Source organism: Rossellomorea vietnamensis (genome assembly GCF_025398035.1).
Taxonomy (GTDB): Bacteria; Bacillota; Bacilli; order Bacillales; family Bacillaceae_B; genus Rossellomorea; species Rossellomorea vietnamensis_B.
The window spans coordinates 3,688,699-3,708,638 of sequence record NZ_CP104558.1; the positions used below are offsets into that span (position 1 = coordinate 3,688,699).

The window sequence follows — 19,940 nt, forward strand, 5'->3', positions numbered from 1 at the left end:
AGAATCGGAATGATCCGTACCTGGTACATTTTTCATTCAGCTTAATGCGGTCCTTAGTCTTCCCAGCCCGTCCATCAGCGTCTCCCGTGGACATGCAATGTTCATGCGGACAAAGCCTTCCCCGCCAGGACCATATTTCGTCCCCGGTTCCAATGCAAGTTTTCCTCTATCCAATAGTCTGTTCTTCAGTTCATCATCGGATAGATCCAGCTTCGTACAGTCGATCCAGAGCAGATACGTCCCTTCTGCTTCCACGACTTGCAGTTCGGACAGATGTTCTTCAATGAATTGCTTCGTGACGGTTACATTTTCCTGGAGATAATCCAGGATCTCTTCTAACCATTGTTCTCCGTGGCGATAGGCTGTTTCCATTCCGATGATACCGAGTGTATTGAGAGTAAAAAAGCCCTGTTTTTTATGGACGCCTGCGATCTTTTCCCTGATGTCAGCATTGGGGGTAATCATGGCTGAAGCCTGTAACCCGGCAAGGTTAAAGGTTTTACTTGGTGCAATGCACGTAATCGTCATATCCCGGAATGTCTCATCCAGAGAGGCGAGGGGGATATGCGTATGATGTTTATAAACCAGATCTGAATGAATCTCATCGGACACAATCAGGACGTTGTACTTGTGACATAATTCAGCCATTTTGACTAGCTCTTCTTTCTTCCACACCCTTCCGCTCGGATTATGAGGGTTGCAGAGAAGGAATAGCTTCACACCTGTTTTGAGGGATTCTTCAAAGGCATGAAAGTCGATGGAATATCTTCCTTCATGATAGTGCAGTCGGGCATTGACGATTTCCCTGTCATTATCCTCTACCAGGCTGAAAAAAGGAGTATAGACGGGAGATTGGACAAGTACCTTGTCTCCGGGAACAGTGAGAGCCTGGATGATGGTGGAAATAGCGGGAACGACTCCGGGACTGTATTGCAGCCAGGTTGTTTCGATATCCCAGCCGTGACGTTTTTGGACCCACTCTTTAATGCTGGCGGCTGTCTTATCCCCTACAAACGTGTACCCAAAGATTCCATGCTTCAGTCTGTTTTCAAGGGCTTCCAATACGGCCTCAGGCGGAAGAAAGTCCATATCCGCCACCCACATAGGCAGGACATCGTCTCTCCCGAACACGGTTTTTGTGAGATCCCACTTAACGGAGGAGGATCCTTTCCGGTTGATGATTTTTTCAAATCTACTCATTTATTATTCCCCTTTCGATTATGTATTTGTAAGTATTATCATATGATGGAAACGAAAAAGATGAAAATGATATGTTTATCGTTTATCTTTCAGAACAGGAAGAGGAGGGGAGTGGAGTCCCTTCTCAAAGGAAAGAAAAAGGGACTTCTCCCTACGTTTCAGTTAGAAGCGTCTGGGAAAGTCCTTTTTGAAATAGAGGCTCAGTCCTGGCCTCATCCGATACTTCTTCCGGGGAGGCGGAAACAAATGAATGAATATTCTCCAATACTTCCCTTGGTTTTTCTTCCGGTACAAGATGTCCCGTCTCTTTCAGGACCACGAGTTTCGAGTTAGGGATATCCTGATTCAGCCTCTCTCCCGTTGATAAAGGCACGACCCTGTCATGTTCTCCCCAAACGAGGAGGCAGGGGGTTTGGATATTTCGCAGGTCATTCACCGATAGATCTCCTTCGCGGTCCCGAATCATCCTTGTCAGCGCTTTGAAAATATCATCCTCCAGGAAAGGTCTCAAATAGCCAAACATCATTTCATCATCAATCATGGTAGAATCATGGACGACGTTTTCAAGGTTATTGCGGATCCCTGAGCGAGTAAGCCACAGTTTCACGTAAAGATGGAAAAAAGGGATGTGACTCAGCATCGTGACGGGCCAATTCATCCGCTTTAGATATCCCGAACTGCAGAGCAGGATACCTTTTTTCACTAAGTCAGGGGCCTTTTTCATGACATTCAAGGCGATCTGCCCACCCATGGAATGACCCGTCAAGTGGATGCTGCTTACCCTCAGATGATCCAATAAAGCGATGACCGTATTGGCAAGATTGTCGTAAGAGTAGGTGAAGCTGTTGTGTTTCCCACTGTTTCCAAAGGGAGGGAGGTCGATGGAAATAACATTATAATGTTCTTTCAAAAGAGGTGTGAGCCGTCTGAAGCTGAAGGTGGATGACAGGAATCCGTGAAGAAGGACGAAGGTCTCTCTGGCAGTGGGATGTTCGTGATATTCAAAGTAAACATTGGTACCGTTCACCTCCACCACTCTGGAGAAATCGTTTTCCCGCATTTTTCCTCACTCCTTTCTGGTTTGATTATAGTTATTTTACCCCCGATTCCATATTTCACACCTTGATTCGAACCTTCTGACATATCCATTCTCGTTAAGGGGAAAATAGGTTGACTCTTTTCATATACGTGACTTCTGATATAATGAAACCATTTAGTGGCGATGAGGAGGAAGAAGAATGCAACTGAGAGAAATGGAGCTTGATTTAGTAAGGATTTTACAGAAGGATGCAAGGATTTCGACAGAAGATTTAGGGAAGATGCTTCAAGTGCCGGCAAAGGAAATTGAGGAAGCGGTTGAAAAACTTGAAAAAGCGAATATTCTTGTCAGATACAGCTCGATTGTGGACTGGTCGAAAGTGGAAGGCCATGAAGGCGTGACGGCCATGATTGATGTGAAAGTCGCTCCGAAAAGAGGGGTGGGCTTTGATGAAGTGGCTCACCGGATTTACCGGTATAAAGAAGTGAAAAGTGTTTATCTGATGTCAGGGGCGTATGATTTGTCCGTGACGGTGGAAGGGCGGTCCATGCATGAAGTGGCGACATTCGTGTCTGAAAAGCTCTCCACTCTGGATTCAGTCTTATCAACGACCACACATTTTCAATTGAAGAAATATAAGCATGATGGAACGATCTTCGGGGATCAGGGCGAAGATAGAAGAATCGTGGTGTCACCATGACAACCAAGACATCGTACATAGCTCAATCCGTTAAGAATTTAAAGCCTTCAGGGATCAGGAAATTCTTCGATCTGGCTGCCAATATGGAAGGGGTCATTTCCTTAGGCGTAGGGGAGCCGGATTTCATCACCTCCTGGACGGTGAGGGAAGCGGCAATTCTATCCTTGGAACAGGGATATACCTCCTATACTGCGAATGCAGGACTTCTCGAATTGAGGGAAAAGATTGCCCGGTATATGAAAGACGGGTACTCGGTTGACTATGATCCGAAAACGGAAATCATCGTGACGGTCGGGGCTTCACAGGCACTTGATATCAGCATGAGGGCCATTATCGATCAGGGGGATGAAGTGATCATCGTCGAACCGGGCTTCGTTTCGTACGTTCCCCTCGTCCAATTGGCGGGAGGAGTGCCGGTAACAGTCGAAACCAAACCGGAAAATGGCTTCAAGGTTACAGCTGAAGAACTCGAAGCGGCCATTACGTCAAAGACAAAAGCTGTGCTGCTTTGTTCCCCGAACAATCCTACAGGGACGGTCCTTGAAAGGGGGAATTTAGAGAGTCTGGCTGAAGTGATCCGGAAGCATGACCTCGTCGTCTTCTCAGATGAAATTTATGCGGAGCTTGCCTATGACTCTCACCATGTATCCATCGCTTCCCTGGAAGACATGAGAAAAAGGACCATCGTCATAAACGGATTCTCGAAAGGGTTCGCCATGACGGGCTGGAGGCTCGGCTATATATGCGCCCCTGAAGAGATTGCTTCATCCTTATTGAAGATCCATCAGTACGCCATGATGTGTGCGTCGACGCCTGCACAATATGCAGCAGTCGAGGCACTGGATAAGGGGATGGACGATGTGATGGAAATGAAGAGAAGCTACCGTCACCGACGTCACTATTTCGTCGACTCCCTGAATGAATTGGGTTTAACATGCCACACCCCGGGAGGAGCGTTCTATGCCTTTCCTTCCATTCAAAAGACGGGAATGTCTTCCGGGGAATTTGCAGAAAAACTCCTGATGGAAGAAAAAGTGGCGGTTGTGCCCGGTAATGTATTCGGTAAAGGGGGAGAAGGGTTTATTCGTTGTTCTTATGCCTCGAGCATGGAGCAGCTGCAGGAAGCTGTGAAACGGATGAAGCGATTTGTGGAGAATCACAGTTAATGGGTTAGGGTTTATATTAAAGGATGCCTTGCACCGGATTACCGGTCGATGACAGGCATCCTTAAAAAAGGGCAAAAAAATAGGACGATACCATGATCGTCCAACAAATGAAAACAAAAGGGGGAATACTTAGAAAGCTTATTTTCAGTATGACCCCTTTTGTGTTTCTCTATACATTTTTATCAAAAAATATTTTTACGATTCATGTGTTTCATATTTTAATTCATATAGCATTTGCATCACCCTCAGAAAATCCTCTTCTGAGAATTCCTTGGCCTTGCGAAGGATGAGCTTCGTCCGCTTCGGACCCAGTTCTTTGATCAGCTGCTCCATCTCAGCGTCGACCCCTGTAGGAGTATGGTGACCCTTCACTTCCCGTTCCATGAGCTCGGAAGCAGGTATATCGAGAACAGTGGAAAGTTTAAGAATGGTTTGGGTGTCGGGAATCTGCAAATCAGATTCATATTTCTCAATCGTTTTCGTCCCCAATCGGGCCCGTAAAGCCAATTCCTGTTGAGACAATTTACGCTCTTCCCTTATTCGTTTCAGATTTTCACCAAAATGAGACATAGCAAAATCCCTCCTCATAAATGCCTTCCGTATATCTTTAGTTTATCACCAATTGGAAAAAATTAGCCCGATAACCCGTGAACAAAATGTTACATAAATAAGAGGTCCGTCCCTCATGTTGAGGGACGGACCTCTTAGGTTCACGATATGAAAACGAGTATGATCGCTACTGGTACGATGTAGCGCAGGAGGAAGATCCAGCTGTTGAACAAGCCCCTGGATATGGATGAACCGGATTGAAGTTCAGTCCAGACGTCCTCTCGTTTCATTCGGTACGATACGAAGATGGAAATGAGTAGTGCACCTACAGGCAATCCGAAATTACTCGTTATATAATCGGCAAAATCAAAGAAGTTCTTTCCTCCGATAAGAAATTCATTGAATACGCCAAATGATAGGGCACTCGGAATTCCCGAAATGAAAACGAGAATCCCGATAAGCCAGGTAAACGGCATTCGTTTCTTCTGATTCCCCTTGGACAAGGCAGCGACCCCGATTTCCAAGATGGAAAAAGCCGATGTCAGGGTAGCGAACAGTAACAGGATAAGGAACACGGTTAAGAATATCCCACCGAATGCAATCTCATTGAACACGGCAGGAAGGACCACGAAAGCGATCCCCGGTCCTTCATCAGGTTTGAAGCCCAGTGCATACACTGCCGGGAAAATCACCAGACCTGCGAGGAGCGAAATAAAGATATTCAGACTTGAAACACTGATGGCGGACCTTGGCATGCTGTCTTCTTTAGATAGATACGATGCATACGTCACCATGACGGATAGACCGACCGTTAAAGCGAAGAATGCCTGTCCCAGTGCGAGGAGGACCGTCTCTCCATTCAAATAGCTCCAATCAGGCAGTAACAGGAAGCGGACACCTTCCATCGCTCCTTCCAATGTCAGGGACCTGATCACCAGAATGATGAATAAAATGAATAGTGCAGGCATCATATAGCGACTGGCACGTTCGATCCCTTTTTGAATCCCGCCCTGTACGACAAGGATCGTGATGACGATGAAAGCGAACTGAGCAATCAGCACTTCTTTTGGATTCGCTATGATGCTTTCAAACAAAGCACCGTATTGTTCCTGCGTTTTTCCTGTCAAAGAGCCTGTCACACTTCTTGCCAAATAGGAAAGAATCCATCCTCCCACCACACTGTAAAAGGATAAGATGATGAACGACACCACCGTTCCTAAATAACCGATCCAGTGCCAACGGGAATGAGGGGCCAATATTTTATAAGAAGTAACAGCATCCGCCCCTGCACGCCTGCCGATGACAAATTCAGCGAGAAGAATGGGGGTCCCAATTAAAACGGTAAAAAGTATAAAGAGCAAGAAGAAAACACCCCCGCCATTCGCACCGGCCATATAAGGGAATTTCCAAATCGCGCCCAAGCCGATGGCAGACCCTGCCGCTGCCAGGATAAAGCCTATCTTAGAAGTCCATTGATCTTTCTTGGCCATACGTAAGATCCTCCTTTCAAAAAATAAGATTTTTCAATCGTACTATGTTTTAGTACCTCTGTACACCGGATTTTTAAATTTTCAATAAATGAGGTAAAGGATAGGTAATGGTATTCAATGAAGAAAGTATGGCACCACATTTCCATTTATTATGGATGAAAACGCTTAAAAACATTACTTTTCAACTAATTTTTAGAAAAGAAGTCAAAAACAAGGCAAATAGACTGGAAATTTTCTGAATATGTAGTATACTAATTGTAACAAAACGTTCACAAATTATTCTTTTTTTCGCCACAATTGAAAGCGTTTACTACAGAAATGGAGGAATTGAAAATGGATGTCTTTCTAGTATACCTATTCGTCGCAACGGCAACTCCACTTTTTCTTTGGGTCGAACATCGTAAATGGGCGGTTCTTCACATCCCATTTGTTATAGCTCTATGGTCAGTGTTTATCTATTATGTAGCGGTACCTGAACTTGGAGGGTGGGGACATGTAACCCTATGGAGTCTGTTCGTGGCAAATCTTGCTTTCGCACATATCGCAGCCTTCATGTTATATGCCGTTCCATTTATCCAAAAGCAGAGAAAGAAAAAATCATCAGCACTTAAGAACTTTTAGTCTGACCTATATTTGATTGGGTCGGGCTTTTTTTTTTTTGGGGCAAAACCGGAAGATTTCTTTAAAGGGGAGAGAGGTGACATAATATAGAAGAAAGGGGTGAATTCGTAAAATGTGCATCCACCAGCATTCAGAACGGATTGATCCCAGTTAAGCCCTGTTTCATTCTGTTTTAATATAATGAATAATTGGGAAGCATAACTAGTGAGAAAGCAATTCTAGACGGATAGTAGGATGTGAATGGAAGAGGGCAGAGAAAATCCCTTTGCCGAATTCCCGATTCTATGATATAATCTACAATTGCGTGTAAAGACGAAAAATAATATATATACTAGGAGTGTTACCATGACTACAAAATTCGAAACAGGAACTGTTGTAACAGGTAAAGTTACAGGCATTCAACCATACGGTGCGTTCGTTGCACTTGACGAAGAAACTCAAGGATTAGTTCATATCTCTGAAATCACTCACGGATTTGTTAAAGACGTTAGTGAGCACCTTTCAGTAGGCGACGAAGTAAAGGTTAAAGTATTATCAGTGGACGAAGCAGCTGGTAAAATCAGCCTTTCTATCCGTGCTACAGAAGAAGCTCCTGCACAACAAGCAAAGCCGGCAGCAGCGAAAAAACCTCGCCGTCAAGGTCAAGGAAGTGTGAAGCAAGCAAACGAAGAAACAACACCAGCAGGCTTCAACACACTTAAAGACAAACTTGAAGAGTGGATCGAGCAATCAGAACGTGAAGATCTAATCAAGAAATAATGTAATTTAAAGGCTGTCCAACAAATGGACAGCCTTTTTTGTTTTTCACTCCCAACACCTTACAAACCTGTGAATTCCTTTTATAATAGAGGATTTTACCAATATAATGTTGAATAAGTATTCACAGAAGACGGAAAGGGGAGGTGGAGGAAATTGGAAGAGAAAATCAGTAACCTTTTAGCCGGGGACAAATGCACTCATGTTTTATATGCTTATCGAGATAGAGAGCGATACTTGAAAAATACGTTAAACTATACTCTTGAAGGGGTTGAAATGGGGGAAACCGTCATTTTAATCGAGAACGAGAGGAATATGAACGTATTACTAAAACAGCTGAAAAGCCAATTAACAAGTGAACAATTGGAGAAGATTCAGCCTATCAGTAATTTTGAATTTTATCAGTCCAGCGGAAGTTATCATCCTCCAGCCATTTATGAACAACTGATGAAAACCATTACGCCATACTTGGAGAACGACATTTCTTTCCGCTCGTGGACGAATGTGGAGTGGGGCACGTTGGAAGACCCAACGTCGATTATTGAATGGTTTGAAATAGAAACGGATAGAGCTATTCATGAGCATAACCTTACGATCGTCTGTGCATATGAATCCAGTAAAATGCCGGACCATCTGGAGGAAGCACTAAAGAAAAGCCATGGTCACATTATGTCGGATGATGATATCGTGATTTCAAGCGTATATAGAAGTACTCAAAACTAGACAATCCTCATAGAGAAGATTGTCGTCTTTTTTTATGATTGTTTAGAAGATGATCAAAATATATCGTAAATTAACGAAAAATAAAGAATTTTTTAACAATATACTTGTCCGTACCTCCCGAATGACATATAATGAAAAATGAAAGCGCTTAACATAGTAAAAAATACATAAATACAGGAGGATCTTAGATGCTTTATAATAATCCGAATACAGAAGGTTCGCTGGTCCAATTTAAAGACAAATATGAGAACTTTATCGGTGGGGAATATGTACCGCCGGCAAGCGGGGAGTATTTTGAAAATGTATCACCTGTAACGGGGAAGGTCTTCACGAAAATCGCCCGTTCAAACAAAGAGGATGTTGAAAAAGCATTGGATGCTGCCCATGCAGCAAAAGACGCATGGGGCAAAACCTCTGTCGCAGAAAGATCGAATATCTTAAATAAAATTGCAGATCGTATTGAAGAAAATCTTGAAATGCTGGCTGTAGCTGAAACGTGGGATAATGGAAAGCCTGTCCGTGAAACGATGGCTGCGGACTTACCATTAGCGGTTGACCATTTCCGTTACTTCGCAGGATGCATCAGAGGCCAGGAAGGATCCTTAGGAGAAATTGATAATGATACAGTTTCCTATCACTTCCATGAACCGATTGGGGTTGTTGCGCAGATCATCCCTTGGAACTTCCCGATTCTGATGGGGGTATGGAAGATTGCTCCTGCCCTTGCTGCAGGAAACTGTGTCGTATTGAAGCCGGCAGAGCAGACACCAGCTTCCATCATGGTTCTCGTTGAACTGATAGAAGACCTTCTGCCTAAAGGCGTATTGAACGTGGTTCAAGGGTTTGGTGTGGAAGCTGGGAAACCTCTGGCTCAAAGTAAGCGTGTTGGCAAAGTAGCCTTCACGGGTGAAACGACAACCGGCCGCCTGATCATGCAATATGCTTCTCAAAACATTATCCCTGTCACATTGGAGCTTGGTGGTAAATCACCTAATATCTTCTTTGAAGATGTGATGGATCAGGATGATGACTTCCTGGATAAAGCAGTGGAAGGATTCGTCATGTTTGCGCTGAATCAAGGAGAAGTGTGTACCTGCCCTTCAAGAGCACTGATTCAGGAATCGATCTACGATAAATTCATGGAGCGTGCAATCGAACGCGTGAAACAAATCAAGCAGGGGAACCCGTTGGATACAGATACAATGCTCGGGGCTCAAGCCTCTCAAGAACAATTGGATAAGATTCTCTCTTATATCGAAATTGGGAAAGAAGAAGGAGCAGAATTACTGATTGGTGGGGAGCAAAATACGCTTGATGGGGATCAGGAATCAGGTTTCTATGTGAAGCCGACCGTATTCAAAGGCGATAATAAAATGCGTATTTTCCAGGAAGAAATCTTTGGACCTGTTGTTTCCGTGACGACGTTCAAGACGAAGGAAGAGGCCCTTGAAATTGCCAATGACACTCTATATGGACTTGGTGCGGGTGTATGGACGCGTGACATGAACACGGCTTACCGTTTCGGCAGAGAGGTTCAGGCAGGACGCGTGTGGACCAACTGCTACCATCAATATCCGGCACATGCGGCATTCGGAGGCTACAAAATGTCCGGTATCGGTCGTGAAAACCATAAAATGATGCTGTCACACTATCAACAAACGAAGAATTTACTAGTCAGCTATAGCCCCAAAGCGTTAGGATTCTTCTAAAATGGAACAGCGACTAGAGGCGACGGAACAAGCACTCCAGCTGATAGAAACGTTAAAGGGAAAGCACGGCGCCCTCTTGTTCCATCAGTCTGGTGGATGTTGTGATGGCAGTTCCCCTATGTGTTTGAGTCAAGATGATCTGATCATCGGTGACAGTGATGTATTGGTAGGTACTGTAGCCGACTGTCCTTTTTATATGAACGAACAACAATATGAATATTGGAAGCATTTCCGGATCATTCTGGATGTGAGAGAAGGTAGAGGGGGAGTATTCTCCCTGGAATCTACGGAAGGTGTCCGATTCATTACGGATTCTAAATTGATGAAAGTATGACATGTCCACGTTTAGAGGCAGCCTGTTTTACAGGTTGTCTCTTTTTCTAATGAAAATATATCAACCGTTCTACGAAAATTTTCCCGCCGTCAAACAACTCCAGCCGCCACCCCTCGCCCAATCAAAAAACCACTCCCCCAAAAAAGAAAGTGGTCACCAACCAATCAAAACGAATTCCGCTCGATCCCGTATTTCCGTATCCGGTACTGTAGATTCTGTCTGCTCATCCCCAGTGATTTCGCGGTCTTGGTGATATTGAAGTCGTGGTATTTCAATGCTTTCTGAATATAATAGGTTTCGGCTTCCTCTATGAAAAGCTCTAACGGCTTGATTTCCGTGCCTGATTGATAGAGAAATTCCGACCCATCCTGGCTTTCATCATCTGTCACACTGTGATGGATCCGCTGCCTGAAACCAAAGGGAAGATGCTTGTAGCCGATCTCCTCCTCAAACCCTACGAGATTGAATGCCCCTTCCATGACATGCTCAAGCTCCCGTACGTTCCCCGGCCAGTCATACTGTTGGAAAATCTCCCGCACTTCGTCGGATATCCCCTTGATATTCATGGCGAAATGATGGTTGAACTGGTTGATGAAATAATCCACAAGCTCAGGCAGATCTTCTTTTCTCGAACGGAGAGAAGGGATGAAGATAGACACGACGCTCAGACGATAATACAGGTCCTTCAATAACCGCCCTTCTGCAATGGCGTCGATCGGATCCTCGTTCACCGTCGCCATCACCCTGACGTCGAAAGGAAGGTCCGTCCCTCTAGAGAGGAAGTTTAACAGTTTCTCCTGAAGGGAAGGGGGTAATGAGTTGATTTCGTCGAGGAGGAGAGTTCCTCCCTGTGCCTGTCGGAAGAGAGAGGGACGGTGATGTTCAGGGTCTTTTCCCTCACTCTTGTCGTGAAAAAGAATTTCATCAAGCATGTCATCGCGTAAAGAAGAGCAATTCTGGGTGATGAAGGGACGGTTGGCACGAGCGCTGTCGTTGTGAATGCTCTGGGCGAACAGTTCCTTCCCGGTCCCGATTTCGCCGCAGATCAAGACAGGGGAGGAGGTACGTGTCGCCTGTTTTCCTGTTTCGACAGCGTCCTCGAGACGGGGATGATGCCCTATGATGCTTTCGAATGTGAAAAAGCTGCTGGACTTTTTATGTATTTGATCCCTCATCACCTTCTCCAGTTTGGTGATGTCCCTGGCAATTTCGATGGCTCCGATCAGCACTTCATCGAGAAAAATCGGGAAGGTGTCATTCATCGTCGTGATTTCGATTCCGTTCATATTAAAATAGGTCTGCTTGACATTGAGGGTAGGTTTATTCGTTTTCAGGACCTTTAAAAGGGTGCTTTCTTCCTCGGAGTGAAATTGAAAAACATCCAGCAGATTTTTATCGAGGACGTCTTCAATTTCCATTCCTTCGATTTCACGCATCTTGCGATTGTAGATGATGGTTCTCCCGGTAGAATCGATGACATGGACGCCTGATTCGAGATGTTCAGCGACTTTTTCATACATATACAATCGTTTTTCAGATTCCAGCATGCTGTTTCTCTCCCCTTACTGATCTTTGGTTCTTATTTTTTCAACGAATTTCCCATATTGACATGGATGGTAGCGAGCCCCACTTCATCGGGAACGCAAAAAGAGTGGAATTATAAAAAATTTTAAAAAAACTCTTGAAAAACGCAACTATCTTTTGCATTATTATAAATGTAAGGGTTTTCTAAATGCAAATATTTTTTGCACACTTAAGGATGAGGATGAATAAAATCGAGCATACCGATGATCCTCTGCTACACCTTGGAGTGAAAATAAAATCAGTAACACGTTAAATGTGAAAACGGGAGGGGCCTTTGAATACAGGGGCTCCATCCTTTTATAAAAAGATAAAGGTTTAAAATATGTAAGGAGGAATCAGTATGACAGTAAGTACTCATTCAATTATTGAACAAACAGAAAAGTATGGTGCCAAAAATTATCTTCCACTTCCAATCGTTATTTCAGAAGCGGAAGGTGTATGGGTAAAGGATCCTGAAGGCAATAAGTATATGGATATGCTCAGCGCCTATTCAGCGGTCAACCAGGGACACCGTCATCCAAAGATCATCCAGGCGCTGAAAGATCAGGCAGACCGTGTGACGCTTACGTCACGTGCGTTTCATAATGATCAATTGGCACCGTGGTATGAGAAGATCTGTCAGCTGACGGGTAAAGACATGGCTCTTCCGATGAATACAGGTGCTGAGGCTGTGGAAACGGCGATCAAGACGGCTCGTCGCTGGGCGTATGATGTGAAGGGTGTAGCGGAAAACAGCGCTGAAATCATCGCCTGTAACGGAAACTTCCACGGCAGGACGATGACAGCTGTATCCCTTTCTTCAGAAGAGGAATACAAGCGGGGATTCGGTCCTATGCTTCCGGGTATCAACCTGATTCCTTACGGGGATCTTGATGCGTTGAAGGAAGCAATCACACCAAACACAGCGGCGTTCCTCATCGAACCGATCCAAGGGGAAGCAGGCATCGTGTTCCCTCCAAAAGGGTTCTTGAAAGCGGCTTATGAACTATGTAAGGAAAATAATGTCCTTTTCATTGCAGATGAAATCCAGGCAGGACTGGCCCGTTCCGGAAAAATGTTTGCATGTGAGTGGGAAGATGTCAATCCTGATATGTACATCCTTGGAAAAGCACTGGGAGGGGGCGTGTTCCCGATCTCATGTGTGGTTGCTGATGAAGAAGTGCTGGGCGTATTCAATCCAGGTTCCCATGGCTCGACATTCGGAGGGAATCCGATGGCGTGTGCGGTGTCTGTTGCGTCCCTTGATGTATTGATCGATGAAGACCTGGCTGGCCGTTCCCTTCAAATGGGAGAATACTTTATGAGTAAACTTCGTGAGATAGATAATCCTATGATTAAGGAAGTTCGTGGAAGCGGATTATTTATCGGGGTGGAACTGACAGAACCGGCCCGCAAATACTGTGAACAACTGAAAGAAGAAGGATTGCTTTGTAAAGAAACACATGATACAGTCATCCGTTTTGCCCCGCCGCTGGTCATCTCACAAGAAGACCTTGATTGGGCCATTGAAAGAATCAAAAAAGTACTGTCTTGATAGCGCAGGCGGACTGAGAAGTTTTTTTCTTGAATAGCCTTGAAAACGCTTGAAAATAAAAATTATTTCTTTCCCAAGTCAATGGTTTAAGATACGGTAATGTGTTACAATAACAACGTTTCAGATCACATAATAAAGAGGCGAATGTTTACAATGGGAGAAAACCTTAATCTGTTTACTTCTACACAGCATGTCATCAATGATGCTTTATCGAAGCTTGGATATACGGAAGAAATGTATGAACTCCTGAAAGAGCCGATTCGTATGTTGACCGTCCGGATCCCGGTTCGCATGGACGATGGCAGTATCAAAGTATTTACAGGCTACCGTGCACAACATAACGATGCAGTAGGTCCTACAAAGGGTGGAGTACGATTTCATCCTGAAGTGGATGAAGAGGAAGTCAAAGCTTTGTCCATGTGGATGAGCTTGAAATGCGGGATTGTGGATCTGCCTTATGGTGGAGGGAAAGGCGGGATCATCTGTGATCCGCGCACGATGTCTTTCACTGAGCTTGAGAAGCTAAGCCGCGGCTACGTACGTGCCATCAGTCAGATCGTTGGGCCGACAAAGGATATCCCGGCACCTGATGTGTACACGAACTCTCAGATCATGGCTTGGATGATGGATGAATACAGCCGTCTCCGTGAAAATGACTCACCGGGATTCATTACGGGAAAACCGATCGTCCTTGGTGGTTCCCAAGGTCGTGAAAAAGCAACGGCTCAAGGTGTGACCATCTGTATCGAACAAGCAGCAAAGAAACGCGGCATCGATATTAAAGGTGCACGCGTCGTCATCCAGGGATTTGGTAATGCCGGAAGCTTCCTTGCAAAATTCATGAATGATGCCGGTGCGAAGGTCATCGCGATTTCCGATGCCCATGGAGCTCTCCATGATCCGGCTGGTTTGGATATTGATTATCTGTTGGATCGCAGGGACAGCTTTGGTACCGTAACGACTTTATTTGAAAACACGATTTCAAATAAGGAACTGCTGGAACTCGAGTGTGACATCCTTGTACCTGCAGCGATTTCAAATCAAATCACGGAAGAAAATGTCTATGATATTAAAGCATCCATTGTGGTAGAAGCTGCAAACGGTCCTACTACCTTCGAAGCAACACGAATCCTGTCAGAAAGAGGGATCCTCCTGGTGCCGGACGTACTGGCAAGTGCCGGAGGGGTAACGGTTTCTTATTTCGAATGGGTTCAGAACAATCAAGGATACTACTGGACTGAAGAAGAAGTAAACGAGAAGCTTTATGCTAAACTTGTCGAAGCTTTCAACAATGTATACGAAACATCTCAGAATCGTCGAGTGAATATGCGACTAGCCGCATACATGGTCGGCGCACGCAAAATGGCTGAAGCCTCAAGATTTAGAGGTTGGGTGTAACGATCGCATGAATAAGAAGAACGTATTCTCATTTTATATGAGGTACGTTCTTTTTTTAATTTAAAGGAGTTCCCGAAAGGAATGTAGAAATGATTAGAAAGTGGTGGTTTAGGGTAAAATCACTGAAAATGCCTATAGGTATATGTACATTGCTTGCGGAATTTTAGTTCTTATGTTTAAACTTATAAACATTAAAGATTCGGAGGGAATCAAATGTCTACTGAATTGTTCATAGAGGAAGCTTCTCTCGAGGCGATAGAAGCAAGTCTTCAGCAGCATAAGCAATTTTTTAAGTCCGGGGTGACCCGACCCCTTCAATACAGAAAAGATTTGTTAGAAAAATTCTCCACGGTCATAAAAAATCATGAAACGGAAATCATCAGTGCCCTGAAAAAAGACTTGAATAAATCCGACATGGAAGCGTATACGACGGAAATCGGCATCCTTCTGGAGGAGATTCGATTCGTCCTTAAGAATATCGATGAGTGGGCAGAACCGAAAAAAATGAAAACGGCGAAAACCCATATTGGATCGAAGGCCTATACTGTGCCGGAGCCATACGGTGTCACCTTGATCATCGCACCGTGGAATTATCCGATCCAGCTTGCCCTGGCACCGGTCATCGGAGCGATTGCAGCGGGGAATACAGCAATCATCAAACCGTCGGAGCTCACCCCGACGACTTCTGCATTACTCGCTCAAATGATCAACACTCATTTTGATCCAAGACAGTTGTTCGTCATAGAGGGTGGAGTGGAAACGACCCAGAATCTTCTCAAACAAGGTTTTGATTATATTTTTTTCACCGGAAGTGTGCCTGTCGGGAAAGTGGTCATGGAAGCCGCGGCCAAGCAGTTGATCCCGGTAACCCTTGAACTGGGTGGGAAAAGCCCGTGTATTGTCGACGAAACGGCGGATATCCCTCTTGCCGCCAAGCGTATCGCTTTCGGGAAAGTGACAAATGCAGGTCAAACGTGCATCGCACCGGATTATTTATTTATCCATAAAAGCAAGAAAGATGAATTCATCACCGAATTCAAGAAAACCGTCATTGAGTTTTATGGGACTGAACCTTTGAAAAGCGATAAATTCGGACGGATTGTCAACGAGCGTCATTTCAATCGTCTGACAAGCTATCTGGATGACGGGGAAATCCTATTAGGTGGAAATGTTGATCCCGCGAGCTTAAAAATCGAACCGACCTTAATGGAGCCAAGGGATTTTTCTGTTCCGGTGATGCAGGATGAGATTTTCGGCCCTGTTTTTCCTGTCATTGAGTATGAGGATCTGGATGAAGTCATCGAGTTTGTGACCGAACGTCCGAAACCCCTTGCCCTTTATTTGTTCACCAGCAATCCTGTTACGGAAGAGAGGATCAACGGAACGATTTCCTATGGGGGCGGATGCGTGAATGATACGCTCATGCACATCGTCACACCTTATCTTCCTTTTGGCGGGGTAGGTGAGAGCGGAATCGGAAATTATCACGGGGAATCGAGCTTTTCGACCTTCTCCCATTATAAGAGCATCTTGAAACAGACGACGAAGTTCGATATGAGCTTCAGATACCCAAGCGGGCGATTCGGCCTGCAGATCATCAAGAAGTTATTGAAATGAGAAAAGGTGACCCGGGGTGGGTCACCTTTTTCGTTGAGGTTCTTATATTATCTCGTCGGCTCTGTATGAGGTTCTCTTTCAAGCTCTTCCGTCGGTTTGAATAACAGACCAAGGTTGATGAGGCCGGCAATCCCGACTAAACCGTAAACGATACGGGACAATGCGGCATCTTGTCCGCCAAAGATCGCTGCAACAAGATCGAATTGAAAGAAACCGATAAGTCCCCAGTTGATAGCACCAATGATCGTAAGCACCAAAGCAATACGCTGAATACCACTCATGTTGTTTTCCTCCTTCTATTCAATGGCTCATTCATAAGTTTCCCCCTGAGCCCATTCCTATTCAACTTGCCCTTAGAAAAATTTCCTTGTGCAAGTTCTTTGCAATTTGGGGATGATATATTCGATAATAGAAAATGTGCTAAGAACATTTTGGGTAACGAAATAAACCGGCCCTTACAGAATACAAGGAGGTAACAAATAATGAATGACTTTACATTTTACAATCCGACTAAATTAATTTTTGGTAAAGGACAAGTAGAACAATTGAAAGAATTGGTGCCTCAATATGGTAAAAAGGTGCTTGTCGTTTACGGCGGGGGAAGCATCAAGCGTAACGGATTATACGATCAAGTGATGTCAGTGCTGAAAGGGATTGACAGTGAAGTATTTGAATTATCCGGAGTTGAGCCGAATCCACGTCTTTCTACAGTGAGACGAGGAGTGGAAATCGCTAAGGAGAAGAACATCGACTTTATCCTGGCCGTCGGCGGCGGAAGCGTCATCGATTGTACGAAAGCCATCGCTGCAGGTGCAAAATATGATGGAGACGCTTGGGACCTTGTAACGAAGAAAACGTTCGCGAAAGAAGCCCTTCCGTTCGGAACGGTTCTTACTTTGGCTGCGACGGGTTCTGAAATGAATGCCGGATCGGTTATCACAAACTGGGAAACAAATGAAAAGTATGGTTGGGGAAGCCCGGTGACATTCCCTCAATTCTCCATCCTGGATCCGGAAAATACGTTTACTGTACCAAAGGATCACACCATCTATGGCATGGTGGACATGATGAGTCACGTGTTTGAACAGTATTTCAATAATGCAACAAACACACCGCTTCAAGACCGCATGTGTGAATCTGTTCTGAAAACAGTGATCGAAACAGCTCCGAAGCTGATCGATGATCTTGAAAACTATGAGCTTCGTGAGACGATTCTGTACTCCGGTACGATTGCCCTTAACGGAATGCTGCAAATGGGTTATAACGGTGACTGGGCAAGCCATAACATCGAGCATGCCGTGTCAGCTGTATATGATATCCCACATGCCGGTGGACTGGCGATTCTGTTCCCGAACTGGATGAAGCATAACCTGAAAGTGAACCCATCACGATTTGCCCAAATGGCTGAACGTGTATTCAACGTCGACCCAGCCGGCAAATCGGAAGAAGAAGTGGCACTTGAAGGAATCGAAAAGCTTCGTGAATTCTGGTCAAGCCTAGGTGCACCAACACGATTGGCGGACTATGACATTGATGATAGCCAGATCGACCTTATGGCAGACAAAGCCATGGTCAACGGCGAATTCGGTAACTTCAATAAACTGAATAAAGACGACGTTCTTGCGATTTTAAGAGCATCTCTATAATGAAATGGGGAGGGACGGACCTTGGTGAACGAGGTCCGTCCCTCTTTTTTGTGGAGTGGTTATTGGTGTTGGTTGGCGGTGGTGAGCTTTTGGGAAATAAAGTTAATTGGCTGGATTTTATGCTTTTTTGGCTGGATTCTTGAGTGAAACGGCTGGATTTGAAGACGTTTCGGCTGGATTCAAGCAAAAATCGGCTGGATTTCTGTCGGTTTCGGCTGGATTCCGTCCCTCTCCCACGCTTAGCGGGTGGAATCACCATAACCCCTCCACAAATTCCTAAAATATCAGGGTTTCTTTCCCAATAACTAGGGGAATATAAGCGGGTAAGGCAGCAGTGGATAAAAAGTTTCTCATGCACACGCTTACATAGAGGGAGCTTTCTTGATTCTCGGGTCAGCTTTCGATAAAGTGAGATAGAAGAAAATATTTTAATCGGAGGATGGTTATGACACACATTCGTTTTGATTATTCAAAAGCGCTATCGTTTTTTGGAGAACACGAACTTACATACTTAAGTGATGCGGTTAAGGTTGCCCATCATTCACTACATGAACAAACAGGTGCAGGGAGCGACTTCCTTGGTTGGATCGATCTTCCTGTAGATTACGACAAAGAAGAATTTTCCCGCATTCAGAAGTCAGCGGAGAAAATCAAGAATGATTCCGATATCCTTCTTGTGATCGGTATCGGTGGATCTTATCTGGGAGCGCGTGCGGCGATTGAGATGCTGAACCACAGCTTCTATAACGCTCTTCCGAAAGATAAGCGTTCCACACCCCAAGTGTTATTCGTTGGACAAAACATCAGTTCCACATACATGAGAGACTTAATGGATCTTCTTGATGGAAAGGACTTCTCCATCAATGTGATTTCAAAGTCAGGTACGACGACTGAACCGGCGCTTGCCTTCCGTATCTTCCGCAATATGTTGGAAGAAAAGTACGGAGTGGAGGAAGCACGTAAACGTATTTATGCCACTACGGATAAATCGAAGGGTGCACTGAAGACGCTGGCGACAGACGAAGGCTATGAAACATTCGTCGTTCCAGATGATATCGGGGGACGCTATTCTGTCCTGACAGCAGTAGGATTGCTTCCAATCGCCGTCAGCGGAGTGGAAATCGAGACGATGATGAACGGTGCTGCACAGGCCCGGGAAGATTTCGGTAAATCCGAGCTGACTGAAAACGCTGCTTACCAATATGCTGCGGTTCGTAACGCTTTATATAACAAAGGCAAGACAATCGAAATGCTCATCAACTATGAGCCGGGATTACAGTACTTTGCGGAATGGTGGAAGCAGTTGTTTGGTGAAAGTGAAGGAAAAGACCAAAAAGGCATTTATCCTTCTTCTGCGAACTTCTCGACAGATCTTCATTCTCTTGGACAATACGTTCAAGAAGGACGCCGTGACATTTTCGAAACAGTCATCAAGGTTTCAGAGCCCCGTCATGAGCTGAAAATCGAGAAAGCGGACAGTGACCTGGATGGATTGAATTATCTTGCGGGTGAAACTGTGGACTTCGTGAACAATAAAGCATTTGAAGGGACACTGCTTGCCCATACAGATGGAGGGGTACCTAACCTGATCGTGGAGATTCCTGCAATGGATACCTACACATTCGGTTACCTTGTGTACTTCTTCGAAAAAGCATGTGCCATGAGTGGATACCTTCTTGGTGTGAATCCATTCGATCAGCCGGGAGTGGAAGCATATAAAGTGAATATGTTTGCCCTTCTTGGAAAACCTGGATTCGAAGAGAAGAAAGCCGAGCTTGAAAAACGTCTGAAATAATGAACAAGAGCACTGAGTAAATCTCAGTGCTCTTTTACATTTTTCTTTTCTTTTAGGAGAAACTATCCCTAAAAGAAAG

At 44.7% G+C, this 19,940-nt stretch carries 18 protein-coding genes; 12 read left to right on the forward strand and 6 right to left on the reverse strand.

Features of this window, described 5'->3' with window-relative positions:
• Positions 1-36: 36 nt before the first annotated feature.
• A complete protein-coding gene (locus tag N5C46_RS18855) occupies positions 37-1,200 on the reverse strand; it encodes a MalY/PatB family protein (protein WP_261749790.1) in 1,164 nt (387 codons plus the stop codon).
• A 151-nt stretch (positions 1,201-1,351) separates the two neighbouring features.
• Positions 1,352-2,260, reverse strand: coding sequence for an alpha/beta fold hydrolase (locus N5C46_RS18860; RefSeq protein WP_261749791.1), 909 nt, complete (start codon positions 2,258-2,260; stop codon positions 1,352-1,354).
• Positions 2,261-2,438: 178 nt separating this feature from the next.
• Here N5C46_RS18860 and N5C46_RS18865 point away from each other — a divergent pair, with 178 nt between their 5' ends.
• Together N5C46_RS18865 and N5C46_RS18870 are read left to right on the forward strand one after the other, a co-directional pair.
• Positions 2,439-2,939, forward strand: a complete 501-nt coding sequence (locus tag N5C46_RS18865; RefSeq protein ID WP_261749792.1) for an Lrp/AsnC family transcriptional regulator — start codon at positions 2,439-2,441, stop codon at positions 2,937-2,939.
• Positions 2,936-4,105, forward strand: a complete 1,170-nt coding sequence (locus tag N5C46_RS18870) for an aminotransferase (protein WP_261749793.1) — start codon at positions 2,936-2,938, stop codon at positions 4,103-4,105. The genes N5C46_RS18865 and N5C46_RS18870 overlap by 4 nt, the downstream gene beginning before the upstream one ends.
• Positions 4,106-4,300: 195 nt before the next feature.
• On the opposite strand, the gene N5C46_RS18875 is transcribed toward N5C46_RS18870, so the two are convergent.
• Positions 4,301-4,675: a helix-turn-helix domain-containing protein gene (locus N5C46_RS18875; protein ID WP_261749794.1), complete on the reverse strand. Its 375-nt coding sequence runs from the start codon at positions 4,673-4,675 to the stop codon at positions 4,301-4,303.
• A gap of 140 nt (positions 4,676-4,815) precedes the next feature.
• Complete coding sequence (locus N5C46_RS18880; RefSeq protein ID WP_261749795.1) at positions 4,816-6,144, reverse strand: sodium-dependent transporter; 1,329 nt, start codon at positions 6,142-6,144, stop codon at positions 4,816-4,818.
• 333 nt (positions 6,145-6,477) lie between these two features.
• On the opposite strand from N5C46_RS18880, the gene N5C46_RS18885 reads away from it, so the two are divergent.
• The 5 genes from N5C46_RS18885 to N5C46_RS18905 all read left to right on the forward strand — a co-directional run bounded on the left by N5C46_RS18885 (position 6,478) and on the right by N5C46_RS18905 (position 10,287).
• Complete coding sequence (locus tag N5C46_RS18885; RefSeq protein ID WP_261749796.1) at positions 6,478-6,765, forward strand: spore morphogenesis/germination protein YwcE; 288 nt, start codon at positions 6,478-6,480, stop codon at positions 6,763-6,765.
• A 345-nt stretch (positions 6,766-7,110) separates the two neighbouring features.
• Positions 7,111-7,524, forward strand: coding sequence for a S1 domain-containing post-transcriptional regulator GSP13 (gene yugI, locus N5C46_RS18890; protein ID WP_034763847.1), 414 nt, complete (start codon positions 7,111-7,113; stop codon positions 7,522-7,524).
• Positions 7,525-7,677: 153 nt separating this feature from the next.
• The gene (locus tag N5C46_RS18895; protein ID WP_261749797.1) at positions 7,678-8,244 is read left to right on the forward strand and encodes an MEDS domain-containing protein; all 567 of its coding nucleotides are present in this window, start codon (positions 7,678-7,680) and stop codon (positions 8,242-8,244) included.
• 188 nt (positions 8,245-8,432) lie between these two features.
• Positions 8,433-9,953, forward strand: a complete 1,521-nt coding sequence (adh, locus tag N5C46_RS18900) for an aldehyde dehydrogenase (protein ID WP_261749798.1) — start codon at positions 8,433-8,435, stop codon at positions 9,951-9,953.
• A gap of 1 nt (position 9,954) precedes the next feature.
• The gene (locus N5C46_RS18905; protein WP_098439222.1) at positions 9,955-10,287 is read left to right on the forward strand and encodes a DUF779 domain-containing protein; all 333 of its coding nucleotides are present in this window, start codon (positions 9,955-9,957) and stop codon (positions 10,285-10,287) included.
• A 164-nt stretch (positions 10,288-10,451) separates the two neighbouring features.
• Here N5C46_RS18905 and N5C46_RS18910 read toward each other — a convergent pair whose 3' ends face one another.
• A complete protein-coding gene (locus N5C46_RS18910; protein ID WP_261749799.1) occupies positions 10,452-11,834 on the reverse strand; it encodes a sigma-54 interaction domain-containing protein in 1,383 nt (460 codons plus the stop codon).
• 377 nt (positions 11,835-12,211) lie between these two features.
• Between N5C46_RS18910 and N5C46_RS18915 the strand changes: the two genes are divergently transcribed.
• The 3 genes from N5C46_RS18915 to N5C46_RS18925 all read left to right on the forward strand — a co-directional run bounded on the left by N5C46_RS18915 (position 12,212) and on the right by N5C46_RS18925 (position 16,420).
• Positions 12,212-13,405 (forward strand): ornithine--oxo-acid transaminase, encoded by a 1,194-nt coding sequence (locus N5C46_RS18915; RefSeq protein WP_261749800.1) that lies wholly within the window; start codon positions 12,212-12,214, stop codon positions 13,403-13,405.
• 153 nt (positions 13,406-13,558) lie between these two features.
• Entirely contained in the window at positions 13,559-14,803 is a 1,245-nt protein-coding gene (locus N5C46_RS18920; RefSeq protein ID WP_258262477.1) for a Glu/Leu/Phe/Val family dehydrogenase, read from the forward strand.
• 213 nt (positions 14,804-15,016) lie between these two features.
• Positions 15,017-16,420, forward strand: a complete 1,404-nt coding sequence (locus N5C46_RS18925; RefSeq protein WP_261749801.1) for an aldehyde dehydrogenase — start codon at positions 15,017-15,019, stop codon at positions 16,418-16,420.
• Positions 16,421-16,467: 47 nt separating this feature from the next.
• Here the strand turns inward: N5C46_RS18925 and N5C46_RS18930 are convergent, their stop codons facing one another.
• Entirely contained in the window at positions 16,468-16,701 is a 234-nt protein-coding gene (locus N5C46_RS18930; protein ID WP_034763863.1) for a DUF378 domain-containing protein, read from the reverse strand.
• A 201-nt stretch (positions 16,702-16,902) separates the two neighbouring features.
• Between N5C46_RS18930 and N5C46_RS18935 the strand changes: the two genes are divergently transcribed.
• Positions 16,903-18,066, forward strand: coding sequence for an iron-containing alcohol dehydrogenase (locus tag N5C46_RS18935; protein WP_261749802.1), 1,164 nt, complete (start codon positions 16,903-16,905; stop codon positions 18,064-18,066).
• Between the two features lie 445 nt (positions 18,067-18,511).
• Positions 18,512-19,861 (forward strand): glucose-6-phosphate isomerase, encoded by a 1,350-nt coding sequence (locus tag N5C46_RS18940; RefSeq protein ID WP_261749803.1) that lies wholly within the window; start codon positions 18,512-18,514, stop codon positions 19,859-19,861.
• Positions 19,862-19,940 lie beyond the last annotated feature (79 nt).